The organism is Gordonibacter faecis (assembly GCF_030077735.1).
Classification (GTDB): domain Bacteria; phylum Actinomycetota; class Coriobacteriia; order Coriobacteriales; family Eggerthellaceae; genus Gordonibacter; species Gordonibacter faecis.
In genome coordinates this window covers 277,855-304,002 of sequence record NZ_JASJEU010000013.1, presented here as the reverse complement: position 1 = coordinate 304,002, position 26,148 = coordinate 277,855, and the positions used below count along the sequence as shown (strand labels likewise).

At 59.3% G+C, this 26,148-nt stretch carries 16 protein-coding genes; 2 read left to right on the top strand and 14 right to left on the bottom strand.

Annotated features, from left to right (window positions below; all coding sequences use genetic code 11):
• Nucleotides 1-2: 2 nt before the first annotated feature.
• The 3 genes from secD to QNJ86_RS07690 form a co-directional block, all read right to left on the bottom strand.
• Nucleotides 3-2,723: a protein translocase subunit SecD gene (gene secD / locus QNJ86_RS07700; protein WP_283832023.1), complete on the bottom strand. Its 2,721-nt coding sequence runs from the start codon at nucleotides 2,721-2,723 to the stop codon at nucleotides 3-5.
• Between the two features lie 164 nt (nucleotides 2,724-2,887).
• Nucleotides 2,888-4,033, bottom strand: coding sequence for a tRNA guanosine(34) transglycosylase Tgt (tgt, locus tag QNJ86_RS07695; RefSeq protein ID WP_283832022.1), 1,146 nt, complete (start codon nucleotides 4,031-4,033; stop codon nucleotides 2,888-2,890).
• A gap of 2 nt (nucleotides 4,034-4,035) precedes the next feature.
• On the bottom strand, nucleotides 4,036-4,896 hold the full coding sequence (locus QNJ86_RS07690) for an HAD family hydrolase (protein ID WP_283832021.1): 861 nt from the start codon (nucleotides 4,894-4,896) through the stop codon (nucleotides 4,036-4,038).
• A gap of 469 nt (nucleotides 4,897-5,365) precedes the next feature.
• On the opposite strand from QNJ86_RS07690, the gene QNJ86_RS07685 reads away from it, so the two are divergent.
• Together QNJ86_RS07685 and queA are read left to right on the top strand one after the other, a co-directional pair.
• Nucleotides 5,366-6,109, top strand: a complete 744-nt coding sequence (locus QNJ86_RS07685) for an epoxyqueuosine reductase QueH (RefSeq protein WP_283832020.1) — start codon at nucleotides 5,366-5,368, stop codon at nucleotides 6,107-6,109.
• Nucleotides 6,110-6,918: 809 nt separating this feature from the next.
• Nucleotides 6,919-7,998 carry a tRNA preQ1(34) S-adenosylmethionine ribosyltransferase-isomerase QueA gene (gene queA / locus QNJ86_RS07680; protein WP_283832019.1) on the top strand — a complete coding sequence of 360 codons (1,080 nt, stop codon included), beginning with the start codon at nucleotides 6,919-6,921 and terminating at the stop codon, nucleotides 7,996-7,998.
• Between the two features lie 138 nt (nucleotides 7,999-8,136).
• Here the strand turns inward: queA and QNJ86_RS07675 are convergent, their stop codons facing one another.
• From QNJ86_RS07675 to QNJ86_RS07625, 11 genes are all read right to left on the bottom strand, one after another.
• On the bottom strand, nucleotides 8,137-8,340 hold the full coding sequence (locus tag QNJ86_RS07675) for a cold-shock protein (protein ID WP_283832018.1): 204 nt from the start codon (nucleotides 8,338-8,340) through the stop codon (nucleotides 8,137-8,139).
• Between the two features lie 309 nt (nucleotides 8,341-8,649).
• Nucleotides 8,650-9,183: a hypothetical protein gene (locus tag QNJ86_RS07670; protein WP_283832017.1), complete on the bottom strand. Its 534-nt coding sequence runs from the start codon at nucleotides 9,181-9,183 to the stop codon at nucleotides 8,650-8,652.
• The gene (locus QNJ86_RS07665) at nucleotides 9,141-10,823 is read right to left on the bottom strand and encodes an FAD-dependent oxidoreductase (protein WP_283832016.1); all 1,683 of its coding nucleotides are present in this window, start codon (nucleotides 10,821-10,823) and stop codon (nucleotides 9,141-9,143) included. Before QNJ86_RS07665 ends, QNJ86_RS07670 begins: the two co-directional genes overlap by 43 nt.
• 172 nt (nucleotides 10,824-10,995) lie before the next feature.
• Nucleotides 10,996-11,142, bottom strand: coding sequence for a helix-turn-helix transcriptional regulator (locus tag QNJ86_RS07660; protein ID WP_283832015.1), 147 nt, complete (start codon nucleotides 11,140-11,142; stop codon nucleotides 10,996-10,998).
• 10 nt (nucleotides 11,143-11,152) lie between these two features.
• Complete coding sequence (locus QNJ86_RS07655) at nucleotides 11,153-12,556, bottom strand: hypothetical protein (protein ID WP_283832014.1); 1,404 nt, start codon at nucleotides 12,554-12,556, stop codon at nucleotides 11,153-11,155.
• A gap of 194 nt (nucleotides 12,557-12,750) precedes the next feature.
• Nucleotides 12,751-13,257 (bottom strand): hypothetical protein, encoded by a 507-nt coding sequence (locus QNJ86_RS07650; RefSeq protein ID WP_283832013.1) that lies wholly within the window; start codon nucleotides 13,255-13,257, stop codon nucleotides 12,751-12,753.
• Between the two features lie 68 nt (nucleotides 13,258-13,325).
• Nucleotides 13,326-14,390, bottom strand: a complete 1,065-nt coding sequence (gene ruvB, locus QNJ86_RS07645; RefSeq protein ID WP_283832012.1) for a Holliday junction branch migration DNA helicase RuvB — start codon at nucleotides 14,388-14,390, stop codon at nucleotides 13,326-13,328.
• Between the two features lie 27 nt (nucleotides 14,391-14,417).
• The gene (gene ruvA / locus QNJ86_RS07640) at nucleotides 14,418-15,008 is read right to left on the bottom strand and encodes a Holliday junction branch migration protein RuvA (protein WP_283832011.1); all 591 of its coding nucleotides are present in this window, start codon (nucleotides 15,006-15,008) and stop codon (nucleotides 14,418-14,420) included.
• On the bottom strand, nucleotides 15,005-15,607 hold the full coding sequence (gene ruvC / locus QNJ86_RS07635) for a crossover junction endodeoxyribonuclease RuvC (protein ID WP_283832010.1): 603 nt from the start codon (nucleotides 15,605-15,607) through the stop codon (nucleotides 15,005-15,007). Before ruvC ends, ruvA begins: the two co-directional genes overlap by 4 nt.
• A 188-nt stretch (nucleotides 15,608-15,795) precedes the next feature.
• Nucleotides 15,796-16,596: a YebC/PmpR family DNA-binding transcriptional regulator gene (locus QNJ86_RS07630; protein ID WP_283832009.1), complete on the bottom strand. Its 801-nt coding sequence runs from the start codon at nucleotides 16,594-16,596 to the stop codon at nucleotides 15,796-15,798.
• Between the two features lie 335 nt (nucleotides 16,597-16,931).
• Entirely contained in the window at nucleotides 16,932-26,054 is a 9,123-nt protein-coding gene (locus QNJ86_RS07625) for a leucine-rich repeat protein (RefSeq protein ID WP_283832008.1), read from the bottom strand.
• Nucleotides 26,055-26,148 lie beyond the last annotated feature (94 nt).

Sequence of the window (26,148 nt, the reverse complement as noted above, 5' to 3'; positions counted from 1 at the left end):
GGTTACTTCTTGTCGGGGCGCTTTTTGCGCTTGGCTTTGGGGGGCTTCGCGGCCGACTTGGAGGCCGCGGCGCCGTGCGGTGCTTCGTAGCCGTGCTGATCGGGCGCGGCGGCTTCTGCGGAGGTCGGGACATCCGTGGCCGTGGCCGTGCCCGCCGCCGCAGCGGCCTTCGCCTTCTTGATGCCGGCGGCCGTGAGCGCGTTGGGGTTACCGAACTCGAAGCGGCCCACTTCCGGCCCGAATTTCTTCACCAGTTTCGCGTAGCGCGGCTCGCGCGTCTTCCACATGGAATAGAGCGGCGTGGCCACAGCGATGGACGAGTACGAACCGCACACAAGGCCAATCACCATGGCGAACGCGAAGTCTTTCAGCGTTTCGCCACCGAACAGCATCATGGCGAGTACCGGAATGAGCGAGGTCAGCGTGGTGTTGATGGTACGAATGAGCACCTGGTTCACCGAGTGGTTCGCCATGGTCATGAAGGTGCACTTGATATCGGAATCCTGCATGTTGTCGTTGATGCGGTGGAACACGACCACCGTGTCGTAAAGCGAGTAGCCCAGGATGGTGAGCAGCGCGGCAATGGTGTTTGGGTTCACCTCGCGTCCCACCAGCGCGTAGATGCCCATGACCAGCACAAGGTCGTGCAGCAGCGCCACGATGGCGGTAATGCCCATCTTATAGTCGAAGCGGATGGCAATGTAGATGATGATAAGCACAATGGACACGAGGAACGCAATGAGCGACGACTGGATGACGCTCGCGCCCCAGTCGGGCCCGATGGTGGTTACCTCGAAGCTTTCGGTGTTCAGCCCCAGCTTGTCCGCCACGTCGTTGGCGCGCGCGGTGGCCTCTTCGGCACTCGTGGTGGTGGTGCGCACGAGGAAGCCCTCTTGGCCGTCGGCGTTCGTGGTTTGGATGACGGCGTCGGGTTCGCCCGCCTCGTTGAAGGCTTCGCGCATCTGCTCGGTGGTGACGTCGCCCGTGCCATGGAACGACACCGACGTGCCGCCCACAAACTCAATGCCGAAGTTCAGGCCCTTCACACCCACGATGGCGAACGACGCGCACACGAGAATGGCGGCCACCGTGAGGAATACGCGGCGATAGCCGAGGAAGTTGATGTCGCGCTTGATGAAACGGCCGCGGGTCTTGCGTGCAGCCTTCGCGGCGGCCTCGCCCGCCTGGCCGGACGTGCGCTCGGCCTCCTGCTCGCTTTCAGCTAGGTTCATGGCCTCACCCGCTTCGGCCTGGGCAACGGAGGTGCCCTCAGCCGCGGCGAGCGCCTTGAAGTCGTCGGAGGCAGCCAGGCTGTCCTTGATGCCCCAGAAGCCCGGGTGCTTCGCAATGAGGCGCGGAGCGATGAGGCGAATGAGCGGTGCCTTGAACAGCAACATCATGGCGATGTCGCAGATAATACCCAGCGCCAGCGTGAGGCCGAAGCCCTTGACCGAAGCACTGGCCAGGAAGAACAGCGACAGCGCGGACACCAGCGTAACAAGGTCGGCGTCCACCGACGTCACAATAGCGTGCTTCACGCCCGTAATGGACGCGGCGCGCACGCTGCGGCCCATGCGTATTTCCTCGCGGAAGCGCTCCATGGTAAGAATGGAGGAGTCCGCGGCCATACCAATGGTAAGCACGATACCCGCGATGCCCGCAAGAGACAGGCTGAACAGGCCGAATGAAGACAGCGTGGCCAAAATGCCCAAGTAGAGCAGCGCGAAGATGGCCATAGCAGCCGCCGTAATAAGACCGAGGCCCTTGTAGAAGAACAGCAGGTAGAACATGACCACAGCCAGGCCGATGAGCGCCACCATCACGCCGGACTTGAGGGCGTCTTGACCAAGCGTCGGGCCTACTACCTGGCTTTGAGCGTATTCGAAACTCACGGGCAAGGAGCCGCTTTCGAGCACGGTTTGGAGAGACTTGGCGTCTTCGAGCGTGTAGTTGCCGGTGATCTGCACGTCGCCGTTGGGGATTTCAGAATCGACACCGGGAGCAGACTGTACCTCGTTGTCCAAAACGATGACAATCTTGCCCCTCGTGGGAGCAAGTTCTTTTGTTGCCTCGGCGAATGCCGAGGTACCTTCGCCGTCCAGCCGCACGTTCACGGCATAGTCGGCCGACGTTTCCTTATGCTTGCCGACGGTAACGTTCGTAATATTCGCACCTGTCACAATAGGCGTGTACGTGCCGTCTTCCACCTTGAGGTGTTCCGTCTCGCCGGCAGGCAGGGCGTTACCCAGCTCGTCGGTGATGGTGGCCTCGCTGCCGAACTGGCCGTTTTCGATCTTGGTTTTCACGTCTTCGTCGGTGAACGAGTCGAGACGCGCGAATTCCAGCTTACCGGTTTTGCCGATGGTGTTGAGCGCATCCTCGGTGTCCGTGAGGCCCGGAATTTGCACGAGAATTTGGTCGGTGCCCTGCACCTGCACCACAGCCTCCGACGCACCGAGCGCGTTCACGCGGCTCTCGATGATGGCGCGGCTTTTCTCCATGTCTTCAGCCGACACGGCAGCGCCGCCTTCGCCCTTCGCGGTGAGAACCACCGACAGGCCGCCCTGGATGTCCAGGCCTTGGTTGATTTTCTCCTGCGGCGGGGCAAACATGAAGATGGAGCCGATGACCAGCAGAGTGGTAATGATGAGAAGCCAGATGTTGCGCCGTTCGTAGATGCGGCTGGGCTTTTTCCGGGGTTTTGAATTCGAGGCAAGTGCCATGAGACGTGTTCTCCTTGCAAACGCTGCGACGCGCGATGCTTAACGGCATCGCTTCATGAACTTTCCTATTGTGCCACAAAACGACGACGTCAGGGGGAAAATCTGTTGATCATCCGTGAATCATTCTCGGATAAAAATATAGCACCCCCCTGACAAGTTCGTTCCTAGTAGTCCTGTGCAGCGGGACTAGCCATCCATTCTTGGTAGAAATCCTCGTAGGCGTCTGCCAGCACGGCCTCGCGGGCGCGGCGCATGAGGTCCAAAAGATAGTGCAGGTTGTGGATTGACAGCAGAATACCTCCGAGCATTTCGTTTTGCTTCACGAGGTGGCGAATATAGGCGCGGCTGTGGTTTTGGCACGTGGGGCACGTGCACGCCGCATCGAGCGGGCCGAAGTCGCGCGTGTACTTGGCGTTGCGCATGTTCATGCGGCCGGTGGATGAGAACGCCGTACCCATGCGGGCCGTGCGCGTGGGCAGCACGCAGTCGAACATGTCCACGCCTTCGCGGACGGCGCGCACGAGCGTGGTGGGGTTACCCACTCCCATAAGGTAGCGCGGGCGGTCCTCCGGGCAGGCGCGCGCGACCTCGCCGAGGGTTTGGAACATGACCTCGTGATCCTCGCCCACCGAGTAGCCGCCGATGCCGAAACCGCCAAAGCGACGGCCGCCTGCAGCCAAGCTTTCGTCCTCGATTTCGCGGAGGCGGCGGATGGATTCCAGGCGCAGGTCCAACTCCATGCCACCCTGCACGATACCGAAGAGCGTCTGATCGGGGCGTTTGTGTGCAGCCAGGCAGCGGCGCGCCCAGTTGGCCGACAGGTCCACCGCGCGCGCGACGAACGCCTTCTCGGCCGGGTACGGCGTGCACTGGTCGAGCTGCATGGCAATGTCGGCGCCCAGCTGCTCTTGGATAGCCATGTTGGACTCGGGCGTCCAGCGGATTTTCGCGCCGTCGTAGATGGAGCGGAAGGTGAGGCCGTCGTTGTCCAGCTTGAGCGTGTCGGCCAGACTGAACACCTGGAAGCCGCCCGAGTCGGTGAGCATGGGGCCGTCGTAGTTCATGAAGCGGTGGACGCCGCCGGCTTCCGCCACCACGTCCGCGCCGGGGCGCAACGACAGGTGATACGTGTTGGAGAGCACCACCTGGCTTCCAAGGTCACGCAGCTGACCTACGGTGACACCCTTCACCGTGGCGCTGGTGCCTACGGGCATGAACAGGGGGGTGTGGAAGGTGCCGTGCGCCGTTTCGTAGGCGAGGGCGCGGGCGTGGCCGCTTTGCGCCTCGCAGGTGCAGTCGAAGAGCGCCACAGTTAGCCCTCCATTCCGCTGATGGAGAAGTCTTTGCCGGGAGCTTTGGGGGCGTCGCCGGTGAGATTACTTGCGAGTGCGGCGTCGCGCGCGGCCGTGGGCACGAGGCCCGCTTCGATGTCGGTCGCAGGGTTTGCGCAGGCAGGAAGCGCCTCGGCCCACGCAGCGAATTCCTCCATGGTGCCGTGCTTCACCGTGGCCAGGTCGAAGTGGTCCGTCGGGTCGAGCAGGTGGTCGGTGACCAGGTACGCGTCAGCCCCGAGCGCGCAAATGCTGAAATCTTCCACCGTGTTATTCCCCACCATGAGCACGTCTTCGCCCGCCACACCGCACGCGGCCAGGTTCTCGGCGTAGTAGGTGGCCTTCGGCTTCACGCTGGTGGAGTTCTGGAAGTGCGTGAGGCGCGCGAACTGGCTGGGATCGATGCCCGCCCACGCAAGGCGCCAGCGCACGGCGCGCTCGGGGAACATGGGCATGGTGGCCAGCACAAGCGGATAGCCCTTTGCGACAAGCGTGTTCACCGCACGGGCGGCGGCAGGGTTCGGCACCACGTCCGCTCCTATTTTGCCGAACTCGTGCTCGTAGTAATGGTCCAGCTCAACCGGCCAATCGCACGCCTCGCGGTCAACGTGCGCGAAGTAGCCCTCCCAAAAAGCCTCGGCGTTGGGGAGGCTGTCGTCGTGCGCCGCCATGTTCTTGATGCCGGCCTTCATGCCCGCCATGAACGCCTCCGGGCTCACGCCGAACCGCGCCACATACGCCCCCAGCGAGCCGAAATACGAGCGCATGAACTCGTCAATTTCCATCGGCAGCAGCGTGCCGTCAAGATCGAAGAAAACCGCGCGATAGCCAGGTTGCGTCATAGCGATAGTCCTTTGCTCGATTCGAGTGCCTCTGTTCCAAGCCTGTAAGTATAAAGCAGTCCCCCCACCCCCACCCAAAACCCAATGAAACCCCTACGACCAAGGGCGGGGAACGAAAAACAGCTTGTCATCCTGAGCGCCGAATGCGAACCCCCTTGCCATCCTAAGCGGAAGCGGCGAAGCCGCCGAACCTTGTCATCCTGAGCAAAGCGAACGAAGTGAGCGGAGTCGAAGGATCCCGTGTGGCGATAGCAGTAAGTCTCCCCGTTGGCACCAAACGGGATCCTTCGACTCGCTTCTCTCGCACAGGATGACACAGGTCTTGATGACAAGGATGTATCTTTTACCCACACTGCTTCCCCAATCTTGCCGTCTGAGACGTCAAGATTTGGTGATTTCTTGCCGTCTGAGACGTCAAGATTAGGTAGTTTTACCATGGGTAAGCAAAGCTACAAGAAAGGCGAGAGCGATGAAGCTTTTGTTGCATGCGTGTTGTGGGCCTTGTTCGCTGGAGCCTTCTCGGGTGTTGCGGGCAGCGGGGCATGAGTTGACTCTTTTGTATGCGAACTCGAATATTGCGCCAGCGGATGAGTATGTGCGGCGTTTGGCCACCTTGCGCGAATGGGCGGCTGACGAGGGGATATCCGTGATGGAAGGCGCCTATGAGCCTGAGGCCTGGGAGGCATGCGCGGGGCGTGTGGGTTTGGCTGCGGATGATCCGGAGCGTCGTCGGGCGCGTTGCCGGGCGTGTTATCGCTCGCGGCTTGAGGAAACGGCGCAGCGCGCGGCCGAGGCGGGCTTCGATGGCATTGGCACTACGCTTTCGGTGAGCCCCTACCAGTACACCGATGTCATCCGTGAGGAAGTGGAACGCGCCGCGGCGGCCGCGGGCGTGCGCGCGGTGTTTGAGGACTTCCGGCCGTTCTATGATGAGGCTACGCGACGTAGCCGTGAACTGGGTATGTATCGTCAGAACTACTGCGGGTGTCGCTTCTCGGATGCGGAAGCCGCCGCCGAGCGGGCCGAGCGAAAAGCAGCCCGCGCCGCCGCCCGCGAGGCCGAACGCGCCGCCCACGCCGATGAGCTGGCTGCCGCCGATGCCGAGCGCGCCGCGCGTCGCGCCGAACACCAAGCCTACGCCGACAAGCAAGCCAAAAAGCGCGCCGTGTTGAAAGCCCTACGCGAGCAGGGGAAGCGTGAAGAAAGAAAGTGACGCGCCATCGCGCTGGCGGATATTTTGCGAGCATTCCGCGCGTCATTACACCATGACGTGGGCATTTTTCCACGAGGCACGTTTTTTGCCATCCCAGGCGTCGCGCTTGCTCCATATTATGTGACGCGCTTTCGCGCTGGCTAGTACGCCAGAGGCGTTCCACTTATCCCAGCTTTACGACGCGGGCTGACTGACTTGAAGGCGAAGTCTTACAAGAGGTAAAACCTCCGTAGCGGCGTAAGCAGCGACGGCGCGAAGCGCCTAGTCCCTTAGGGATGCGCCGTTCGCGCGAAGCGCGAAAACGCAGGTCATGCTTATGTTCTCCGCCTAGCGGCGGAGCGGGTGCTCTGGAGAGCACCCCTACGGGGATAGCCAAATAAGTATGGTTAACCAAAGAAGAACATGTCCTCGTCATGGCGATAGGGAGGGCAATCACCTCATGGCGTAATCAGCAGCGCGAAGCGCGTCACACTTTGTGAAGCGGGACGGGATCCTCTGTTACAGCCTCAGTGCGCGCAAGCGCGAAACGCAGGTCGTAGTTATATTCTCCGCCTTCGGCGGAGAGGGCGATTCGTGAATCGCCCCTACGAATATTACCTTTCTAGTTAGATTTTTGTTGCACCGAAAAGAGCCCGCGTCATTGCGATAGGGAGGGTGTCATCTTGTGGCGTATTAGATAGCGCGAAGCGCGTCACACTTTTGTGAAGCGGCGGCTGGTTTTGTCGGAGCGCGTGTGTTCTGGCGCGACTTCGGGGGAATGCCTATAATAGGCTGCTTGGATAGTACGCCCCGTTCTCAAAGGACTTCCCATGCTGACGAGTGACTTCGACTATGACCTTCCTCCTGAGCTTATTGCGCAGGAGCCGGCGCCGGTGCGGGATGGGTGTCGGATGTTGGTGATGGATCGGCACACGGGGGCACTTGAGGACCGCATCTTTCGCGACATTGCGGAGTACCTGCAGCCTGGTGACCTGCTGGTGGCGAATGAGACGCGCGTCATGCCAGCGCGCTTGCTCGGCACGAAGCGCGGCACCGGCGGCGCGGCCGAGGTATTCTTGCTGCGCCAGCACGGCACTCCGCTTGAGAACAAGAGCGCGCTCTGGGAAGTGCTCGTGCGCCCCGGCAAGCGCTTGAAGCCCGGCACGGGCGCGGTGGTTGACTTCACCGATGCCGCAGGTGAAGTGGCACTTTCCGCCGAAATTGTGAACTGGGTCGAAGACGCGCAGAAAGGTGAACGCCTCGCGCGGCTTTCCACCACCCTCGCTTCGCTCGACGAGGCACTGCACGCAGTGGGACACACCCCGCTGCCGCCCTACATCAAGGACTACGCCGGCGACGAGGAACTCTACCAGACCGTCTACTCGCGCCGCGAAAGCTCGGCGGCCGCCCCAACGGCCGGCCTCCACTTCACGCCGGAACTCATAGATCGACTGCGTGAGCAAGGCGTGGGCTGGGAAACCGTTGAGTTGGAAGTGGGCCTGGACACCTTCCGCATCGTGGACGAGGACGACCCCACGAAGCACGTCATCCACACGGAATACTACAGCGTGCCCCAGCACACCGTGGACGCCATCGCCGAGACGCGCGCCCGCGGCGGTCGCGTGGTGGCCGTGGGCACCACGAGCGTGCGCAGCCTGGAAAGCGCGTGGGATGCAGAAGCGGGCACGGTCACGCCGCGCGACCGCGAAACAACCTCACTCTACCTGCTGCCTGGCAGCGAGTTTCACGTGGTGGACGCCCTGGTCACGAACTTCCACGTGCCTCGCTCCACGCTCATGATGCTGGTGAGCGCGTTTTCCTCCCGCGAGCACATCATGGCCGCCTACGCGCACGCCATCAGCGAGCGCTACCGCATGCTCTCGTTCGGCGACGCCATGTTCATTCACTAGAGGCGAACGCCCCAGGCCACACGCCGCACGCGCCGCACACCCCTTGCGCACCAACCCCTTCCCCACCTTCCACCCCACGCGCAAAAAAAATGGCCCCGCACTGCGGGGCCATTTCAGCATGTTTTATTGAATCTGCGCTTACAGTTTCGTCACATTGCTTGCCTGGAGCTTGCCATTCTGGCCGGTCGTGACGTCGAACTGCACCGCAGTACCTTCGTCAAGGGTCTTGAACCCGTCCATCTTGATCTCAGAGAAATGGACGAAGAGATCTTCGCCATCATTCTGGGAGATGAACCCGTAGCCTTTTTCGGGGTTGAACCACTTCACAGTACCTTCTGCCATTTTAAATCCTCTTTCCTCTCCCTGACCCTTCAGGGAGGCAACACTGTGTGCTACACACCGGCAGCACTCGCCCTCACCTCGAGGGCACGCGTTCACTATACGCTATCCGAACAGTGAAAAGGCGCGGAAATCTCGCATTCCTCTATAATTTACCTTTTCGTAAAACAAATCTGCGGGGTACGTGAACAACAATACCTTACTTGATCAGCCGCGATACGCAGAAGTTCCCCCTGGGAAACAACCAGCGGGGCCGGGCGCTAGCAAACGCCCGGCCCCGTGGTGCCAAGAACACGCTGTCGCGGCTCTACCCTACTCGTCGGCGGCGCCTAAGCGCTCGCACACTTCCAGCGCCGCGGCGTACGCCGCGCGGTACGCCTCGACCTCGGCCTGGAGGGCGGCGCGGGCGTCCTCATCCATGAGGGCCCCGCGAGCCGCCTCAGCGGTGGCGAAGCCGCCTTCCTCCAGCGCCCGTGCAAGGGCGGTCTCGGCATTTTTCGCCGGCCCAATGCGGAACCCCAGAAGCGAGCCCGCATGCAAATGGGCACGTCGCCGCGCATCGACGAGGGCATCGTCGCCCGAGGCCAGCGCCTCGTCCAACGCCGCGCGGGCCGCGCGTTCGTGCGCCTCGGCTTCCTCAAGCAGCGTGCGGGCGGTGTGCAACTCAGCTTCGCAGCGTACCACTTCCGCAGCCGCCACCGCCTGCGCTAACTGCTCGCCTTGGCGCTGGCGTTCGGGCAGCTGGTCGTAGAGTTCTTGCAGCCGGGCGAACGCCGCCTCTTCGTCGACGGTTTCCACTTCTACTACATCTCCTGGTAGACGCCCGCCAGCTGCTCGCCCAGGCACTTACCCTCCATGAGGCAGCGGCCGTGGCTGTTGCCCTGGACGTTGATGGGATAGTCGTACGCGTAGATGTCGCCCGCGCAGTTGCCGATGGCGTAGAGGCCCGGTACCGGCATATCTTCGCTGTTCAGCACTTCGAAGTTGTCGGAGATGTGGATGCCGCCGCACACGCCCAGCAGACCCGGCGCCACCATGCATGCCGTGAAGGGGCCTTCCTTGATGGGATAGAGGAAATGGCTTTCCTTGTAAAAGTCGATGTCTTCGCCCTGCTCACACAGCTTGTTGTAGCGCTCGACGCTCTTCAGGAACTCGGCCTTGTCCACATCCAGCATCTCGGCCAACTCTTCCAGCGTGTCGGCGCGCTTGTAGAAGTCCGGCACTTTTTCGAGGCCGCTTTCGACACCCTTGGCGTGCGAGTCGACGGCCACCTGGTAATCCGTGCCATAGGGGCGGAAGCTATCCCAGAACATGCCGCCGCCGTACTGGAGGCTGTCCTTGAGGTCGCGCTGCCAGTTCGCGTCGAAGATGGACCAGGCGTGGTCGGAGCCGCCGTTCACCATGACGCCGACGCATTTGCCCTGCACCCACGTGGCTTCGTTCATGAAGCGCTTGCCGTCGGGGTTCACGAACATGAAGGGGCCGTGGAACGTGGCGGCCGCCTGCGGGTGCATCATCGTGGGCCACGGGCCATCCTGGAACGCGCCGCCTGCCCAGGCCGCCATGTTGTGGCCGTCGCCGACATTGCCCTGGTCAGAGCACAGGCGCGTCATAACCTTCTTGGCGATGGGGGCGAACTCGTCCAGGTACTCGTCGTTGTAGCTGACGTCGCCGGTGGCCAGCACCACGCCCGTGCTGGCGTTGTACTGCACGTAGTCGCCGTCCTTGTTTTCGCAGATGGCGCCCGTCACCTTGCCGGAGTCGTCCTGAATGAGCTGCACAGCCGGCATCTCATACACGAACTCGGCGCCATTTTTCTTGGCCTCGCTTTCGAAGAGGTACTCCACGAAGTCGGCCATGGTGTGCTGCTCGAAGATTTCGCCGCCGGAAATCATGTGGTAGCAGTCGATTTCCGGGTGCACCGTGGAGCGCGAGCCCACCGTGACCATGCACTTCGCGCCGTTCTTTTCGGCCAGGTCAAGGAACCAGTTCATGCAGCGCTCGGACTCGCGGAACCACTTCGCCACCAGCGACTCGCGGCAGCGGTTGCCGCACGTGGACACCCAGCGCTCCATTTCGATAGCCTTGTCGAAGCTGATGTTCAGCTTGTCCAACTCGCGCGAGGCGATAGCGCCCGTGCCGCCCACGCCGTGACCGTTCAGCACGGCATCCTTCTCCACGAGGATGACCTTCGCGCCGTTTTCGGCCGCGGAAAGGGCGCAGCACGTGCCTGCGTAGCCGCCGCCGATGATGAGCACCTCGGTGTCCACCGTTTCCTTGATCTTGTCGGCCGCGATGGGCTCCGGCTTCACTTCCCAGGTGTGCTTGCCGTCGGCGGTGGTGGCGCTACCGTCCTTGGCGGCGTCGGCCGAGCCAGCCTCCTTCGGGCCGCAGCCCACCAGCCCCAGCGCCGCCACGCTCGCAGCGCTGAGCGCCGCTCCCTTGAGCAGGTTACGGCGAGAGATGCCTTTGCTTGATTCGCTCATGTTGTTTCCCTCCTTGTTGCTTGCTGTGATGTGCGCAAGAGCGGGCGTGCCGCCTCGCACGTGGCTAGCATACGCCCGCAAGGGTGCGTAAACCTATCCCCCAATTCATGTTGTTTTGGCGTTTGGGCTGGTAGAAGGCGTGCTTTTGGGAGGGCCACCCGCTTTGCGGGGGTTAGTCGAACAGGTCGATAAGCTCTTGGCGCGAGTGGACATCCGCCTTGCGGTAGATGCTTTTCATGTGGTCACGCGCCGTGTTTTCGGAAATGTAGAGCTTGCGCGCGATGGCGGGAACGTTGTTGCCACGGAGTACCAGACCCACCACTTCACGCTCACGCTTGGCTGAAGGGCTCGGCCAATTCGAGCGCGTCGAGGCGGCGCTCGATAAGGGCGGCGATGCCGTCGGGGGCGGGCTCTTCGGCGGCGGGTGACGTGGCGGAGAGTTCTGCGGTTGTGGCTTGGGTGGCTGCAGAGGCGAGCGTGATGGGCGCGGCGTCGCCTTCGCTTGCTGCCAGCGCGGGTGCACCGCCGAGCGGTGCTGCGGCACCTACCACGGCAACGTCAAGCGCAGGCTCTTCGGTGGTGCCGCTACGGTCGCGCTTGTTTTTGCGCGTAAACGCCACCACAAACAGCGCAAGCGAGAGCGCATATACGCACACGAACAGGATGTTCACGGCCAGGGCGAAGTCATAGGTGGCAAGCGGGCTGAGTCCCGTGCCCACCACGTCGCCCGCAAGCATGGCCACCAGCGTGGGAGCCACGCAGAGGGCGTACACCTGGGTGGAGGGTTGCAAGCGCTCGCTTGAATACACCGCGCACGTCACAATGAGCAGGAGGTTCACTATTTCGAAGCCGAAGAGTAGCATGCCCGCCACCAGTGGCGCGAACTGCAAGCCCAGAAGCGTCGGAAGGAGGAACGCGCCCGTGATAAGCGGAAACAGCACCTGGTAAACGCGCAATACCGCAAAGCCCGTCTCCGAGAACAGCTCAATAAGCGCCACGACCGCCACCGCCAGCGCCATGCCCGCCAAGATGGGCGTAGACGAAGCGCCGCCCGGCACGTCAAACAGATGCGACACGAGCTTCCACACAAAGCCGATGGCGCACGTGCAGAACACCGGCTTCCAGAGCGCGCGCACCGTGGCGCGGGCGGAGGCGGCCGTCATGTGAGGTGTCGGGTCGGCGGGCACAATCTCACGCAAGCAGAGGCGCAACGATAAAGCTGCGGCCAGAGGCAGCACGACCACCGAGCATGCGACGCGCGCTGCATCAGGCAAAACGGAGACAAGCGCGCTCAGCGCGACCGAGAGCAGTGCCGAGAGCGGTATATAGATAGCCGTGCGCGAGGCACCCTCGGACGCGAAGAACTGCTGCCACAATACGTAGGAAGCACCCAAGCCGAGGCCCACCAGCACGCCTGCAACCAGCGCGCCCGATTGCGCAGGCACATAGCCCGATGATGCAAGGTAATAGGTTGCCGCTCCTGCCGCCAGCAGCACACCAACCAACGCCGAGAAGCGAGGCGGAAAGGGTATGCGTCGACGCTCGTAGAGCACGGCGAAACCGATGGCGGCGATAGCGCACGCCTGGTCGCTCAGGCTAAAGAGGCGCTGCCCCTCGAACGGGCCGCCGCCCGCTGGAGACAAGCCCGCGAACGTGACAGCCCACACGAATGCGAAGCCCAGATGGTACCACCGCAACGACTGCAGCAGCATTTTCGCCTTGTTGACCGACACGCGGGTTCCCCTCCCGTGGATTCCCTTCCGTGCAAAATGATGCCTCCATGATAGCGTACCGTGCGTGACCAGAGAAGGGCGGCCGCGCGTGCGGAGCGGGCGCAAACCGCGTATCGCCTTGCCTCTTTTCGGCCGTTTATCAACCTTTATCTGAGGTTCGTTTACCGAAATGCCTCAGATTTCGTCAATCTAAATCAGGCGCGCGAATCCTCGGGGGCTTCGGCTACCAAGGGGCTTGGGGCAGCAGCCGGGCCCTCTTCGAAGCCAAGCAGCGCGAGGATGGGCTCAGCCTCTTCCACCTCAACATCAGCGTCGTCAGCCAGCAGGCTTTCCATTTCCTCAGCAGTAGTGGGAAGGTCAAGGCCGTAGGCGTCAGCGATGGCACGAGCCTGGTCGGCGCGCACGGCCGCCAGCGCATGCTCGCCTGCTTCATTCAGATACGCCGAGGCCAGAAGCAAGCTGCGGGCAATGTAGCCGCTGATTTGAGGATCGACGCCCGACACCTGCATGACACTGGCAATGGACTCCGGCGACAGAGACAACAGCACGCCGCCGTCGATGTCAGTAGCCTCCCCTACTGCGTCTTCCAGCATGTCGGCCGCCGCCTTCGGGTCGTGCTCCTTGCGCGCCTTCGTCCAACTGCGGCGCACGATTTCCGCGAACTGCAAAAGAATACGCATCAGATAATCTTGCGTCAGCATGTAATCTCCTTATACGTTACCTCGTCATATCAGCGAACGACAAGCAGCGGCCTGGCTCCCACCTCCCGCTACGCCGTTGGTGCTGGAATGCCCAGATGCTCGTAGGCGCGGGCGGTGGCGACGCGGCCTTTGGGCGTGCGCACCATAAGGCCTTGCTGCATGAGGTAGGGCTCGTACACATCCTCAAGCGAATCAGGGTCTTCCGACAGCGCCGAGGCCAAGGTGGTCAGGCCCACGGGACGTCCACCGAACTGCACCGCTAGCAACTCCAAAATGCGATTATCCACGGCGTCCAACCCCAAGGAATCCACCTCGAAGAAGCTGAGCGCCTGTGCGGCCACATCTTCATCAATCACACCGTCGCCGCGCACCTGCGCCCAGTCGCGTACGCGCTTGAGCAGGCGGTTCGCCAGACGTGGGGTACCTCTGCTACGACGAGCAATTTCCAGTGCGCCCTCTTCGACAATATCCACGCCCAAGATGGCGGCTGAGCGGCGCACGATGGAAGCCAACTCCTCGGGCGCGTAGTACTGCAAGCGGAAGCAGATACCAAAGCGGTCGCGCAGCGGCCCCGTGAGAAGGCCCGTGCGCGTGGTGGCGCCCACCAGCGTGAAGCGCGGCAAGTCCAACCGAATGGAGCGCGCGGCAGGACCCTTGCCCACCACAATATCCAGCGCGAAATCCTCCAGCGCCGGATACAGCACCTCTTCCACCATGCGATTCAAGCGGTGAATCTCGTCGATGAACAGCACGTCGCCTTCCTCAAGGTTCGTGAGGATGGCGGCCAAATCTCCCGTGCGCTCAATGGCAGGGCCACTGGTGGTGCGAATATTCGCGCCCAACTCGTTGGCCACCACGGTGGCAAGGGTGGTCTTACCCAAACCCGGCGGGCCCGAGAACAAAATGTGGTCGACTACATCGCCGCGCGCCCGCGCTGCCTCAATGAGGATGGCGAGCGACTCCTTGATTTTCGTTTGTCCCAGGTAGTCGCCGAGGCGCTTCGGGCGCAGGCTGCGGTCGAGCGCGAGATCATCCTCGGTCAGCTCAGGCGTCACCGCACGCGAGCGCGCCTCAGCTGGCTCGTCGTCGGCCACATAGCCCAATCCCTCTATTTCAACATCTTCGCGCGTCATACGGTCCTATCCCAGTTCGCCTCGTGCTTACGATCCCAGTCGTTTCAAGGCGTATTGTATCAGTACGCCTTCGTCGGCTCCCGCAGGCGCGCCCTTCAACGCAATATCGGCTTCCGCCGAGGTGAAACCCATGGACAGCAGCGCCTCCACGGCACCCTGCACACCGGCATCGGTGACCGCAGCCGGCGCACCCTCGTCGAAGAGCCCTTCCAACCCTTGATCGAGCGACCCCTTCAACTCCAAAATAATGCGCGAGGCCGTCTTCTTGCCCACCCCGGGAATGCGCTGTACCGCTGCCACGTCCTGTGCAGCAATAGCCGAAGCAAGCGCCTGCGGGGAGAACGCCGAGAGCGCCGCCAACGCCACCTTCGGCCCCACGCCTCCCACAGCAATAAGGCGCTCGAACAGCGCTTTTTCCTCCAGCGACAAAAACCCGTAGAGCGCCAGCGCGTCCTCGCGCACCTGTAAGTAGGTGTGCACTTCCACCGGCGCGCCGGCAGCGGGCAGCTTCGAGAGCCCCGACTGTGACATACCTACCGCATAGCCAATGCCGCCCACCTCGATAAACGCCGTTGACGCCGTCTTGCCAACCAGCGTGCCTTTCAGAAACGCAATCATGAACGTACTCCCTTCGCTGCGGCAACTCGCGCGTCAACGCCCACCGCTCCACACCGGCCGGACGGTTGCCGCGCCGCACGCTCAAGCGCCTCGGCACGCACTCGTGCATCAGCCAGCCCCTCGTGCGTGGTGAAGCAGACGGCAGCCGCCAACGCGTCGGCCGCGTGATCGGGCCGCGGCACGTCTTCAAGCGCCAAGAGTTGGCGCACCATATACTGCACCTGGTCCTTTTCGGCCGAGCCCGTGCCCACCACCGCCAACTTAATCTGGCTGGGTGAGAATTCTTCCACCTGCAAATCATGCTCGGCGCACGCAACCAGCGCCGCGCCGCGCGCCTGCCCCGTGGCAAAGGCGCTCTGCACGTTCGCGCCGAACCACACGGTTTCAATACCCACACACGTGGGCTCAAACCGCGCAATAACGGCGGCCATCTGCTCGTGGATTTTGCGCAGGCGCTGCGCGAGCGGACGATCCTTTGACGTGGACACACAGCCATACGCAACGCACGACAGCCGCGAGCCGCGCTGCGCCACCACGCCCCACCCCGTGTTCGCCAACCCCGGGTCAATGCCAAGTATGATCCGTTCCGTACGCGCCATGCTATCCCTTCACCAAGTGCAAACGTTTGTTCGCACTTATTCTAGCACAGAACCCACGGAAGGAAACCCGAAACCTCAGAAATGCAACGAAGGAAACGAATCCGCTTGCCTGAGCGGACCCCCCAACAAAAAAAGCCGCCGGGCCTTCTCGGCTTCCGGCGGCTTCCACTCACACTCTCGCAGGCGCGTTATTCGTCCAGCGCTTCGGCGATTTCGTCCGTGATGTCCATGGTGTGGTACACGTTCTGCAAGTCTTCGAGCTCTTCCAGACGGTCGATCAGGCGCATGACCTTCTTCGCGTCCGACACGCTCACCTGGGCGGGCGTGGAGGGAATCATGGTCAGCTCGGCACCCTTCGTCTCGATGCCGGCCTCTTCCAGCGCGTTCTTCACGGCCATGAGGTCGGTGGCCGCCGTGTAGACAATCCACTCGTCCTCGGCGTCCTCGTAGTCGTCGCCGCCGGCCTCGGCCACGGCCAACATGAACTCTTCCTCGTCGGCAGCGGCGCCGTTTGGCTTCACGGGGTTCTTCTTGTCGCCCGTTTCCACCTCTTTCGACACCATGATCTGGCCCTTGCGCTCGAACATGAACGCCACGGAGCCCGACGTGCCCAGGTTGCCGCCCGCGTGCGAGAACGCGCTGCGGACGTCGGCAGCCGTGCGGTTGCGGTTGTCGGTCAGCGCCTCGCAGTACACGGCGACGCCGGCCGGGCCGTAGCCCTCGTAGACCACCGTTTCGTAGTTCGCGGCGTCTTTGCCAGTGCCAAACGCCTTGTCAATGGCAACTTTGATCTTATCCTTCGGCAGGGAGTAGCCCTTGGCCTTTTCGATGGCGGCCGCGAGCGACGCATTGTTGTCGGGGTTCGGGTCGCCGCCTTCTTTCGCCGCCACCGTGATGTTGCGCGACAGCTTGGAGAACAAGGCCGAGCGCTTCGCGTCCTGCGCCGCCTTGCGATGTTTCGTTGTAGCCCACTTTGAATGCCCAGACATATACCGGTCCCTTCCAGATACAGCAATTCCAGCCGATTATTCTATCACACCCGTCAAATGCGCCACCATACTCCAAAGGAACTGCAAACGATGCCGCGTTTCGTCAACTTCGGGGGGCTTCGCGGCCACCTTAGCGGGCGCGCGCCTTACCTATTTATAGAGTGGTATCGAATATACCGAAGCACCCCAGGAAGGAGGATCCTGGGGTGCGAATGACTGAGGGGAGGAAGGTTGCGGATTGCATGGGGAAGAAAGTGCCGAGCGGGATGGTTTTCGCCAAACCCCGCCCGGCATACCCCATTGCCTCCCCCGACTCGCATAGATCGGGGAAGAATTTACAACTCAGGAACAATCGTCCAAATCAGCTTTGCGAACGAGGTGATATCTTCGCCTGGCTGGAAGTCGAGTTGGGCGCCGTTGCGATTGAGGCCTATTTCGGCGTCCACTAGAGTTGGCGACGAAACCGTGGCTGCAGGAAGGTTGCTCAGCGGACCCTTCGACTCGTCAAAGGCAAGCAAAGCTTCATCCTGACCCACCTTGACGCGCACCTGCACCCCCGCGCGCTCGGCAGCATTTGGGAACAGCTTCTCCGCACCCGAAGCCGCCTCGGACGACACCGACGCAATCGACAACGCCACCGGCGTATTCGACCGCATCTTGAAAACCGCCGGCGTCACATTCCCCGACGAGTCAACCTCCACCTTCGCCGCAAGCGGCACATCGATGTCGACACTCAAGACATACTCGCCAATAAGTTCCATATCCTGCGTGATGGCAGAAGAGAAGTCGAAGGCAGTCCCGTCGGCTGTTTTCCATCCAGAGAAGATATAACCGAAACGCTGAGGCACACCGGGATCAACCACATGCGCGCTTCCATCTTCTCCTGTCGTGACCAAAACCTTCATCCACTCGACCGGTACCGCACCGACCGAATCCGCCAACTTAAATGTAACCTTGTAGGTATTTGCAGGCAGCGGGTCGTTCGCCGTAACTAATGTACGATTGTAGGTAGTAAGCCAATAATCGGCACCAAGCACATCTTCTGTTGCGCCCGCATACCAGGTAGTCAGCGTCTCAGAGCTGAAGCCCGGAAAGTCTGTAGCCATGCCAAACATCGTCTCTAAGCCTGCCGCTTCCCCGTTCTTCAAGGCAAGCAACTTAAAACTAGCAGGAAGTGAGCAAAGCTTCGGGCAGTTCATGAACATTTGTGCCACGTCTGTGTTTGCACCCTCAATGGCAAAGCCCTCAGGCAAACTCTCAAGCGAACGACAGCCGCGGAACATCCCACCAGCGTTGCTCACATTCACCGGAACAGAGAAACCCTCCGGAAGAAAACGCAGTGACTCACATCCTGAAAACATCCTGGAACAGCTGGTCACATCACCCGTTATGCGGAAACTGGCAGGTAGCGATGTCAGCGGAGTGTTTGCAAACATATACGCGAGGTTTTGCGCATGCTGAGGTATTTCAAAACCTGCAGGAAGCGTCGTCAAACCTGAAAGGCAGAACATGTTTTCTGCGTTAATCAGGCTTGCTGGCAAATTGAAACCAGCCGGAAGTGTCGTGAGCGAGGTGCAGCCAAACAACATGCCGTCGGTGTATTGAACCGAATCGGGAATACGTAGGCCATCGGGCAGCTTAGTAAGTGACGTGCATTTGATGAACGTATCATGCATGTCCACAATCTGCGCCCCAGACGGTATGGTGAAGTCCTCTGGCAAGTTGACAATTTTTGCGCAATTCGAAAACGTATTGCGCAGACTTGTCGTCCCTGAGGGCACGTAAACGCGTGAAACGTCTTCGAGATTCACCATAGCCTGGAACCACTTGGCCATACTTTCCGCCTGGACGTTGGGTTCCATTATTGCCGCGGTTACCTCGTCGCGCATTGGGCCCCAGTAGTTAACCCGGAACTCATCCGCAGGCGCCCACAGTTCTTTGATGATAGCTCCTGGCTCGCATGAGATGACCAGCGTGCCGTCATCGGTGAGTTTCCAGGAAGCATTCTCACCGCCGTCGGTGGTGGGAAGCAGGCCGCTGCGGCCGACGTATTTTGCATACAGTTTGACATTGCCGGTCAGCGGCTGCGAGAAGTCAAACGCTGTTGTACAGCTTTCTTCGTTGTACCAGCCGGCGAACGCAAAGCCGTCCAGGTTGGGCGCGTCAGGAGCAGTTAGCGTGGCACCGGCCGCCGCGAGTTGCTGAGCGTACAGGCCGTAAGTGCCCGTTTCCGCTTCAGGGCACATCAGCTCAACGAGCACCTGGCCATCGGGTACGTTCGTCGCAATGCTGCGGTTTTGGATATCCCACTTCGAATAGGAAAGCACGTTTGAGGTGCTATCCGCCGCGCCGGCGAAGTAGGTAGGTGTGAGCTCAGCGCACCAGAAAGGCTCGGTGGCTTCCTCGGCTACCGTCTGCGGGAAGTCGAAACTTGCTGGCAGAACCGTCAACGTTGGGCAGTTGCAGAACACCTTGTGCATTTTGGTCACCGAAGCAGGAATAGTGAAGCCCTCCGGCAACGACGCGAGCGACGTGCAGCCAAAGAAGGTTTCGTCCACAAAGGTCACCGATGTGGGAATGGTGAACCCTACGGGCAGCGACGTCAGAGCCACACAATCACCAAACAGTTTCGACACTTCTTTCAGATTGCCCACGTCAGGTAAGGTGAAGGAAGCGGGTACCGATGCCAGCGAGGCACACTTCAAAAACAGGCTGTGAGCGCTCTCCAGCGAATCAGGAAGCCTGAAACCTGCGGGCAATTCAGCAAGGCTCGCACAGCGGTAGAACATATCCTTGACCGTGCGCGTGCCTTCGGGGATGGCGAAACCCGACAGGTCAACAAGCAGCGGCATGCGGCAGAACCACGCGCTCATGTCTTGCGCTTTGATGCGCTTGTCCATGCGGATGGATTTCACCTGGTCGCGCACCGGCTCCCAAAAGGTTTGCGTTGCGGCACTAGAGTCCCAGGTCATTGCCAGGTTGGCCACTTCGCCCTCACCCTCGATAAAAAGCGCACCGTCAGCCGTCACGCGCCACCACGCCGTTGAGGCAACAGCTTGGCCCGCAGCATCTACGCACGGCAATTCACCACCTGCACGGTTAAGGTCATTCTTGCCACCAGCAAGCACCCACTTACCATAGAGAGTTGTACGCTCAGTGAGGGGCTGCGTGAAGTCGAAGGGCGTAAGGCAGTCCTCGTCCGTGCACCAACCAGTGAACGCATAGCCATCTGGATGGACTGGCGCACCGGGGTCAGCAAGGATGCCTTGCTTGTTCGACCAAGCCGTAGAGCGTGTCTCCCAAGCAAAAGAGCCATCCGGCTGTTCCATTTGCATCTTGAAGACGCCTTGCTGCATGATACCCATGTCCGACTCATCGGTAATGAGCGTACGGTTTTGGCTTTCCCAGTCGAACGTAAGCACGCCGGGATCGCTCCCCGCATAATACGTAGGGATACGAGGCTCACCAGGATCAATGTCACAGTAGAAGGGGTTATTAGCACCCCAGACCGCAGTAGGGAGAGTCAACCCATCAGGTAGTACGGAGAGGGATAGGCATCCACCAAAAACACTGGCACTCGCAGTGACGCTTTCGGGAAAACCGAAGTTCTCCGGCAGCGAGGCAAGCGATGAGCACTGCCAGAACATATATTGCACCGTTTGTACTCCCCTATTGAGAACAAAACTTCTGGGTAGCGATGTTAAGTTTACACAACGTTCAAACATGCAGGAGGTATCAACAACGGTTCCAGGAAGGGCCCATCCTTCAGGAAGCGTCTCAAGAGAGGAACATCCTTGGAAGGAACGCCTCATTCCAGTTACACCTTCCGGAATATGCAGCTCGACAGCATTCGTGAGTTTGTCCATAAATGCAAACCACCCAGACAAATTACGTGCACGTAGAGCAGGGGTCATAGAAACCTTTTCTATCTGGGAGCGATACGGACCCCAATATTCAGAGTACATAGAGTCATTCACTTCCGTCCACCTGACAGACTTGTCGACGATTCCAGCTCCTCTAATAAAGAGTGTGCCATCATCGGAAATCGACCAGGCAGCCGCACCCGTGCTGGCCTCACAAGGCAACTCGCCCTCGTGTGTGCCGGGTGCGAGTTTGCCGTAAATAGTGACATCAGCACCGAAAGGCTGCGAGAAGTCTACCCGCTGCGTGCACTCAGGATCGGCGTACCACAGGGTGAACACCATACCTGGGCGCGTTGGCACGTAGGGAGGCTCTACCAACATGCTAGAGGCATCGGTATATGTGGCCGTCCAGAATGAACCAGCACCAGTTTCGTTCGCTTCTTTTATGTTGAGCGTAACCACGCTTGCCCCATCGGGCCTGTTCGTCGGAGTAACCAGCGTACGATTAGACGAAGCCCAATTATATTCATTTACAAGGATTGTGTTCGATCCTGCATAATACAAAGGAACCCTCACATTGCCGGGAAGTTGCTCACCCTGAGTCCAGTAGAGCGCAAACATGCCATGGGTGTTTACCTCAGCCGGAATCCCAAAACCGTCAGGGAGCGCGACAAGAGAGACGCAGTTGTAGAAAAGATAAGAAATATCAGTGATACGATCCGGTATTTTAAAGTCATCAGGAATGGAGACCAGACTTGTACAGTTTCCAAGGAAGTTTCTTGCACTCTGCAGATCAGGGGCTCCTGCCAAGCTGAGCGAATCGGGCAAGGAGACAAGAGAAGAGCAACCATAGAATACGCTATCGGCGTTAATTGCCGTCGACGGCAGCGAGAAGCCTTCAGGTAACGAGCTTAAACTTTTACATCCTTGAAACAGGTAATCTATACGCTTCACCTGGGAAGGGAAGGTGAAGGATGTTGGTACCGTTTCGAGTTTCACCCATTCAGCGAAAAACCCAGCCATCGCCTCAATTGAATTCGGAAAACTGAAGCCACTGGGCAGATCAGTTAAGTTAGAGCAACTATTGAAGATGTACGAGCAATCTTCAACATTTTTTGGCAAGGTAAAGCCTTCGGGGATTTCCTTCAGCGACGAACAACGCTGGAAGCAGCCGCGCACGCTGGTTACACTATCAGGGAAACTCAGAACTGGAATCGTTTCCAAACTTGAATCAAGTTGAAACATACCGGCGACACTTGTAACCCCAGGAAACACACGCACGCCGACAGCTTCGACCAAATTAGGCATTTCTTGAAACCAGCATTCCATGGACTCTTCTACCCCAGTCACCGCTTCCATCGATACGCGCGTAACGGCAGCTCGTACAGGGCCCCAGTATTTCTCATACACTCCGCTCGAACCGTCAGTGTAGGCCCATCCAAGGTTCGCAATAGTTTCGGTGCTATGGATAGTGAGCGTGCCGTCGTCGGAAAGCGTCCATCCAGCTTTGTTCTCGTCGGTGTTGGGAGAATTGGGGTCATCACTTGCTAGGGGCAAGGCTCCGCCCATGGGAGAAATCTTGAGGAAGCCGTAGTTTTCCCATGCCGCTTTCATTTCATTATATGGCGTTGCGTTGCCATCGGTGGAAACCCTCGGCAGAATGACTACCGCTTTCGCTTTAACAGTATCATCAAAAGCCGTCGCGATGCCTACATTCGGCAAAGAACTATTCGCGCGAATAAACGCGATAGCGTTGCTGTCAGTAAACGCGCTCGCATCAACAGCTTGCAAGGAAGACGGAAAGTTGATTGAAGCAAGCACGCCGCACGTTGAGAAAGCTTCTGCACCGATGTGCTCGACAACGGGCATATCCACAGAAGTCAGCTTTGCGCATAGTCGGAAGGCCTTTGTTCCAAGTACGCGAGTTGCAGGAAGACTCACTGTCTCCAGCGAGCGACAATCATTAAAAGCATACGCGCCAATGGACGTTACTTGAGACAGGTTAATGGACTTCAAAGATTGATTCGCTGTGAACGCATAATCCCTGATTGTGGTGATGGCATCAGGAAGATCGACCGACTCTAAGAGAAGGCAATTCTGAAACGCATGCCCTCCTACACTGGTAATACCGCGAGGGATATTGACAGAGGAAAGGTTTTGGCAAAAACAAAAGAGGAATGGCTCGATGGTAGTAAGACGAGATGGCAACTTAACCGACTGAAGCTTCGGGCAAGCATGGAAGACGCTCGCCTCAAGCGTTTCCACCGTGTCAGGGATATCGATAGCGGTAAGAGTGCTTTTTGAAAAGGCAGAAGTCTTTATGATGCGCAAGCTACTTCCCTCTTCAAATGTTACCGATGTCAGCTGAGGGCAATCCGAAACCGCCTGATTCCCTATTTCCTTAATAGATTTTGGGATTACAAGAGAACTTACTTGAGAACGATACAAGGCAAATTGCGCCACTTCCTCAACCGGAAAGACTAAACCACCAAGCTCGTATTCGGAAGGGATAACGACGTGCCCCGTCAACGATGAGGGGTTAATCGCGGCTATCGACAAACTCTTGCCGTCGGAGCGCATGCGATATAAAAACGTTCCGTCAGTGGCTTCTTCAACCCATTGACCGTAAAGCGTCATGTTATTTTCGATCGGCTGGGAGAAGTCCCATCGAATACCCTCAGAAGTGAACCAACCCGAAAGGCTAAATTCTTCCTTTATGGGCGAAGACGGTTCAGCTATCGGGACGCCTTTTGCAACTGTTTGAACAAAGGATGCAGGCATACCTCCCTGGGAGTCAAACGTGACCGAGCAGCGCTCCCCCAAAACTTCTACCGTTTTGAAGGTATAGCCCGCTGCGCCCGCAGCCTCCGACCAGGATGCAGCGCTATCGGCATTAGAAACGTACACGCTCACATCCTGGGTCGGCAAAAGGTCAAATGCCCCCTCTTCGAAAGAGGTTATCGTTCCATATACATATACCGTCCTGAGTGATCTACAGTTCGAAAATATATACGGAGCAAGAGAAGTCACCTGAGCACCCAAAGCCACAGAAGACAAGGATGTGCAGGTCAAAAAGCATTCTTTTCCAATGCTAACCGCCGATGATACATCAATATCAGTCAAACTTGTACAGTTGGTAAACGCAGAGGCTCCAATGCTTTTCACGGTATCCGGCAAAGCAACTTGCGACAAGGAACGGCAGTTATTAAAACTGCCTATGCCCAATGATGACAAGGTGCTACCTGCGGCAAAAGAGATAGAATTCAGATAGAATGAAGTCGAGAATCCATTGTCCGCAATAGCAGTAACCTGGTATTTCGATCCATTGTTTTCGACGGTAGCTGGAACAATTAGAGAGCCGCGAGGATCAAGAGCGGCGTTTGCGCTTTTAGACACCGCTACCTCACCGCTCATCTCCCCTTCCGCTTCGGAAAGTACGGTGAATTTAAGTGTGTGTCCGGAGGCAACCTCTTGCTCGAAGCTCTCACCGGTTGCAAGCATAGCTGCGCGTTGGATCATGCCACTTTCGTTTACGAGTTCGCCTGTCTCCAAAGAGATTGTTGTTGGGTCAAGTTCATTGGCGAGAGCTATCGAAGGTTCTGTTGCTGGCGTTTGAACGGTATGTTCCGTTTGAGCATTTAGAAGCTCTTCGGTTTTAACGCTTTCCTGTTTCTCAGAAGCTTCAGGCCCAGATGGGATTACAGGTTCAGATGAGGCGCTGACTACCACCGTACGGGTGGCACGAGTTAGTTCTTGGTTGTTGAGAGTGAGGGTCACGGTGACCTCGGAGGTGCCGGGGGCTTTGGCGGTTACGGTGCCGTCAGGGGCTACGGATAGGGGTTTGGCGGCGTAGGAGAAGGAGACTTCGCAGGGTTCGGGGGTTTCGTGGAGATCGCCTTCGAAGAGGTTGGCGGACTGGCCTACCTCCAGATGTAGGGGCTCTTCGGGGAGAGTGAGGCCGTAGGGTAGAAGGTGGTTGTTGTTGGCGATGAGGCCGAGGTTCCAGGGATAGGTACCTTCTGCGTTGTAGGGGCTGTAGATGGAGAGGTTGGCACAGCCTGCTATGGCGTCATCGACTACCTCGGGGGTGCCGAGGGCCACGATGCGGGTCAGGGACTCGCAGGAGGCGAAGGCACGGGAGGCGATTGATTGTATGCTCGCAGGGAGCCAGACTTCGGCGAGGGCAGTGGCTTCGAAAGCGCGCTCGCCTATCTCGCGCAGGGTGTCGGGGAGTTGGATGGTTGCGAGGTTGGCGCACCTTGCGAAGGCGGCTTCACTAATGGAGGTCACGCTTTCAGGAAGTTTCACGCTGGTTAGCGAGCCACGATTCGCGAAGGCGTTGGCGGCGATGGTGCTCACACGGTAGGACACGTCGTTGATCTTCGCGGATGCGGGGATTTCGAGGTTGACGGCGGGGTCTTCGGTACCTTCCCAGGTGACCGAAAGCGTGTAGTCATCAAGCAGCGTAAACACGAAGCCGCTGGCGGCAGCCTCGGAAGAGTCGTTAACTTCTGGACGCGAAGTTGTGCCTGGCTCGGCTGGTTCGGCGAAGTGTTGGAAGCCTGCTTGCTCCCAAACAGCTTTGCTCTCCCCTGCTGGGAGGGCTACTACAGCAGTGGCTTTGGTTTCGTCGGCAAAAGCAGTGGGATCAATCTCACGCACGTTCCCGAGTGCGGTGATTGAGGTAAGGTCTTTGCAGCCGGCGAGGGCGTACTCGCCAATAGTCTCAGTTTCAGTGGGAAGCACGACGGCGTTCCCTACCTTGGGCGGGCAGACAACCAAGGTTTTAAGGTCTTTCGAGAAAAGCATCCCGTTGAGCGTAGTGAATTCGGCGCTGCCATCCCCGGCAGTTAGTGAGGAGCTCAGACACCGGGAAAATGCCTGAGCGGGGACGTATGTTGTTTGGCCGGGGATGGTGGCAGCGCCCTCCTTGCCCTCGGGAATGAGCAGGAGACGCGAGTAGTCTTTTGAGAACAGCATGCCGTCATGCGAGGCGAAGGCCTCGTTTTTGGCGCTGATAGTGATGGATTTGAGGGAAGTACATCCAGCAACTGCGTCGGGGTCTACCTCGCGCAGCGTTGCGGGAAGCGAGATCGAGGTGAGTTCCGCACACTTCGCGAAAGCTTCTTTCGCGATGGAAGTTACCTCGTAGGTGGTTGACCCGCTGGTTACCGATGGTGGGACAGAGAGGTCGCCCTTGGGCGGCGTCACAGCCGAGCCAACCAGCTTGGCGGTGTTGACTGTGGTGTCAATTTCGAAAACAAGGCCATCAGCCACAATTGAGGCTACCGCATCAGCAGAGCCTTCAGGAAGCGGAACCGTACCTGCTACCTGGCTAGACACACCAGTAGAACCCGCATCCTGTACAGGCGAGTTTTCGGTTTGGTTTTCATTGGAAGAAGATTGGTCGAGTGGGACCTGTTGGGAGAACTGCGAGACATCGCTCGCATTCGGAGATTCGGCCGCACCCTCCGCACTTGTAGCGTCAGAGGTTTCGGAGGCTATAGGCTCAGAAAGCCCCCCCCCCCCCCCGGAGGTTTTCAGATGTTGCAGCATCGCCTGCGAATGCAGGCAGAGTACCGGTCGCCAGAGCAAGCGTAAGCGTTACCGCGCACGCAGCCCTGCCGAGCCGCAAAGCTCGACGATTATTCATTTCCCTTGTCCCTTTACTCCAAAATTCTTGTGCATT

Excerpts from the sequence above, each read along its gene's own strand:
- ruvB (WP_283832012.1), bottom strand. The coding sequence starts at position 14,390 with ATGACGCGCGAAGATGTTGAAATAGAGGGATTGGGCTATGTGGCCGAC.
- QNJ86_RS07690 (WP_283832021.1), bottom strand. The coding sequence starts at position 4,896 with ATGACGCAACCTGGCTATCGCGCGGTTTTCTTCGATCTTGACGGCACG.
- queA (WP_283832019.1), top strand. The coding sequence starts at position 6,919 with ATGCTGACGAGTGACTTCGACTATGACCTTCCTCCTGAGCTTATTGCG.
- QNJ86_RS07650 (WP_283832013.1), bottom strand. The coding sequence starts at position 13,257 with ATGCTGACGCAAGATTATCTGATGCGTATTCTTTTGCAGTTCGCGGAA.
- QNJ86_RS07665 (WP_283832016.1), bottom strand. The coding sequence starts at position 10,823 with ATGAGCGAATCAAGCAAAGGCATCTCTCGCCGTAACCTGCTCAAGGGA.
- ruvA (WP_283832011.1), bottom strand. The coding sequence starts at position 15,008 with ATGATTGCGTTTCTGAAAGGCACGCTGGTTGGCAAGACGGCGTCAACG.
- secD (WP_283832023.1), bottom strand. The coding sequence starts at position 2,723 with ATGGCACTTGCCTCGAATTCAAAACCCCGGAAAAAGCCCAGCCGCATC.
- QNJ86_RS07675 (WP_283832018.1), bottom strand. The coding sequence starts at position 8,340 with ATGGCAGAAGGTACTGTGAAGTGGTTCAACCCCGAAAAAGGCTACGGG.
- QNJ86_RS07685 (WP_283832020.1), top strand. The coding sequence starts at position 5,366 with ATGAAGCTTTTGTTGCATGCGTGTTGTGGGCCTTGTTCGCTGGAGCCT.
- QNJ86_RS07630 (WP_283832009.1), bottom strand. The coding sequence starts at position 16,596 with ATGTCTGGGCATTCAAAGTGGGCTACAACGAAACATCGCAAGGCGGCG.
- ruvC (WP_283832010.1), bottom strand. The coding sequence starts at position 15,607 with ATGGCGCGTACGGAACGGATCATACTTGGCATTGACCCGGGGTTGGCG.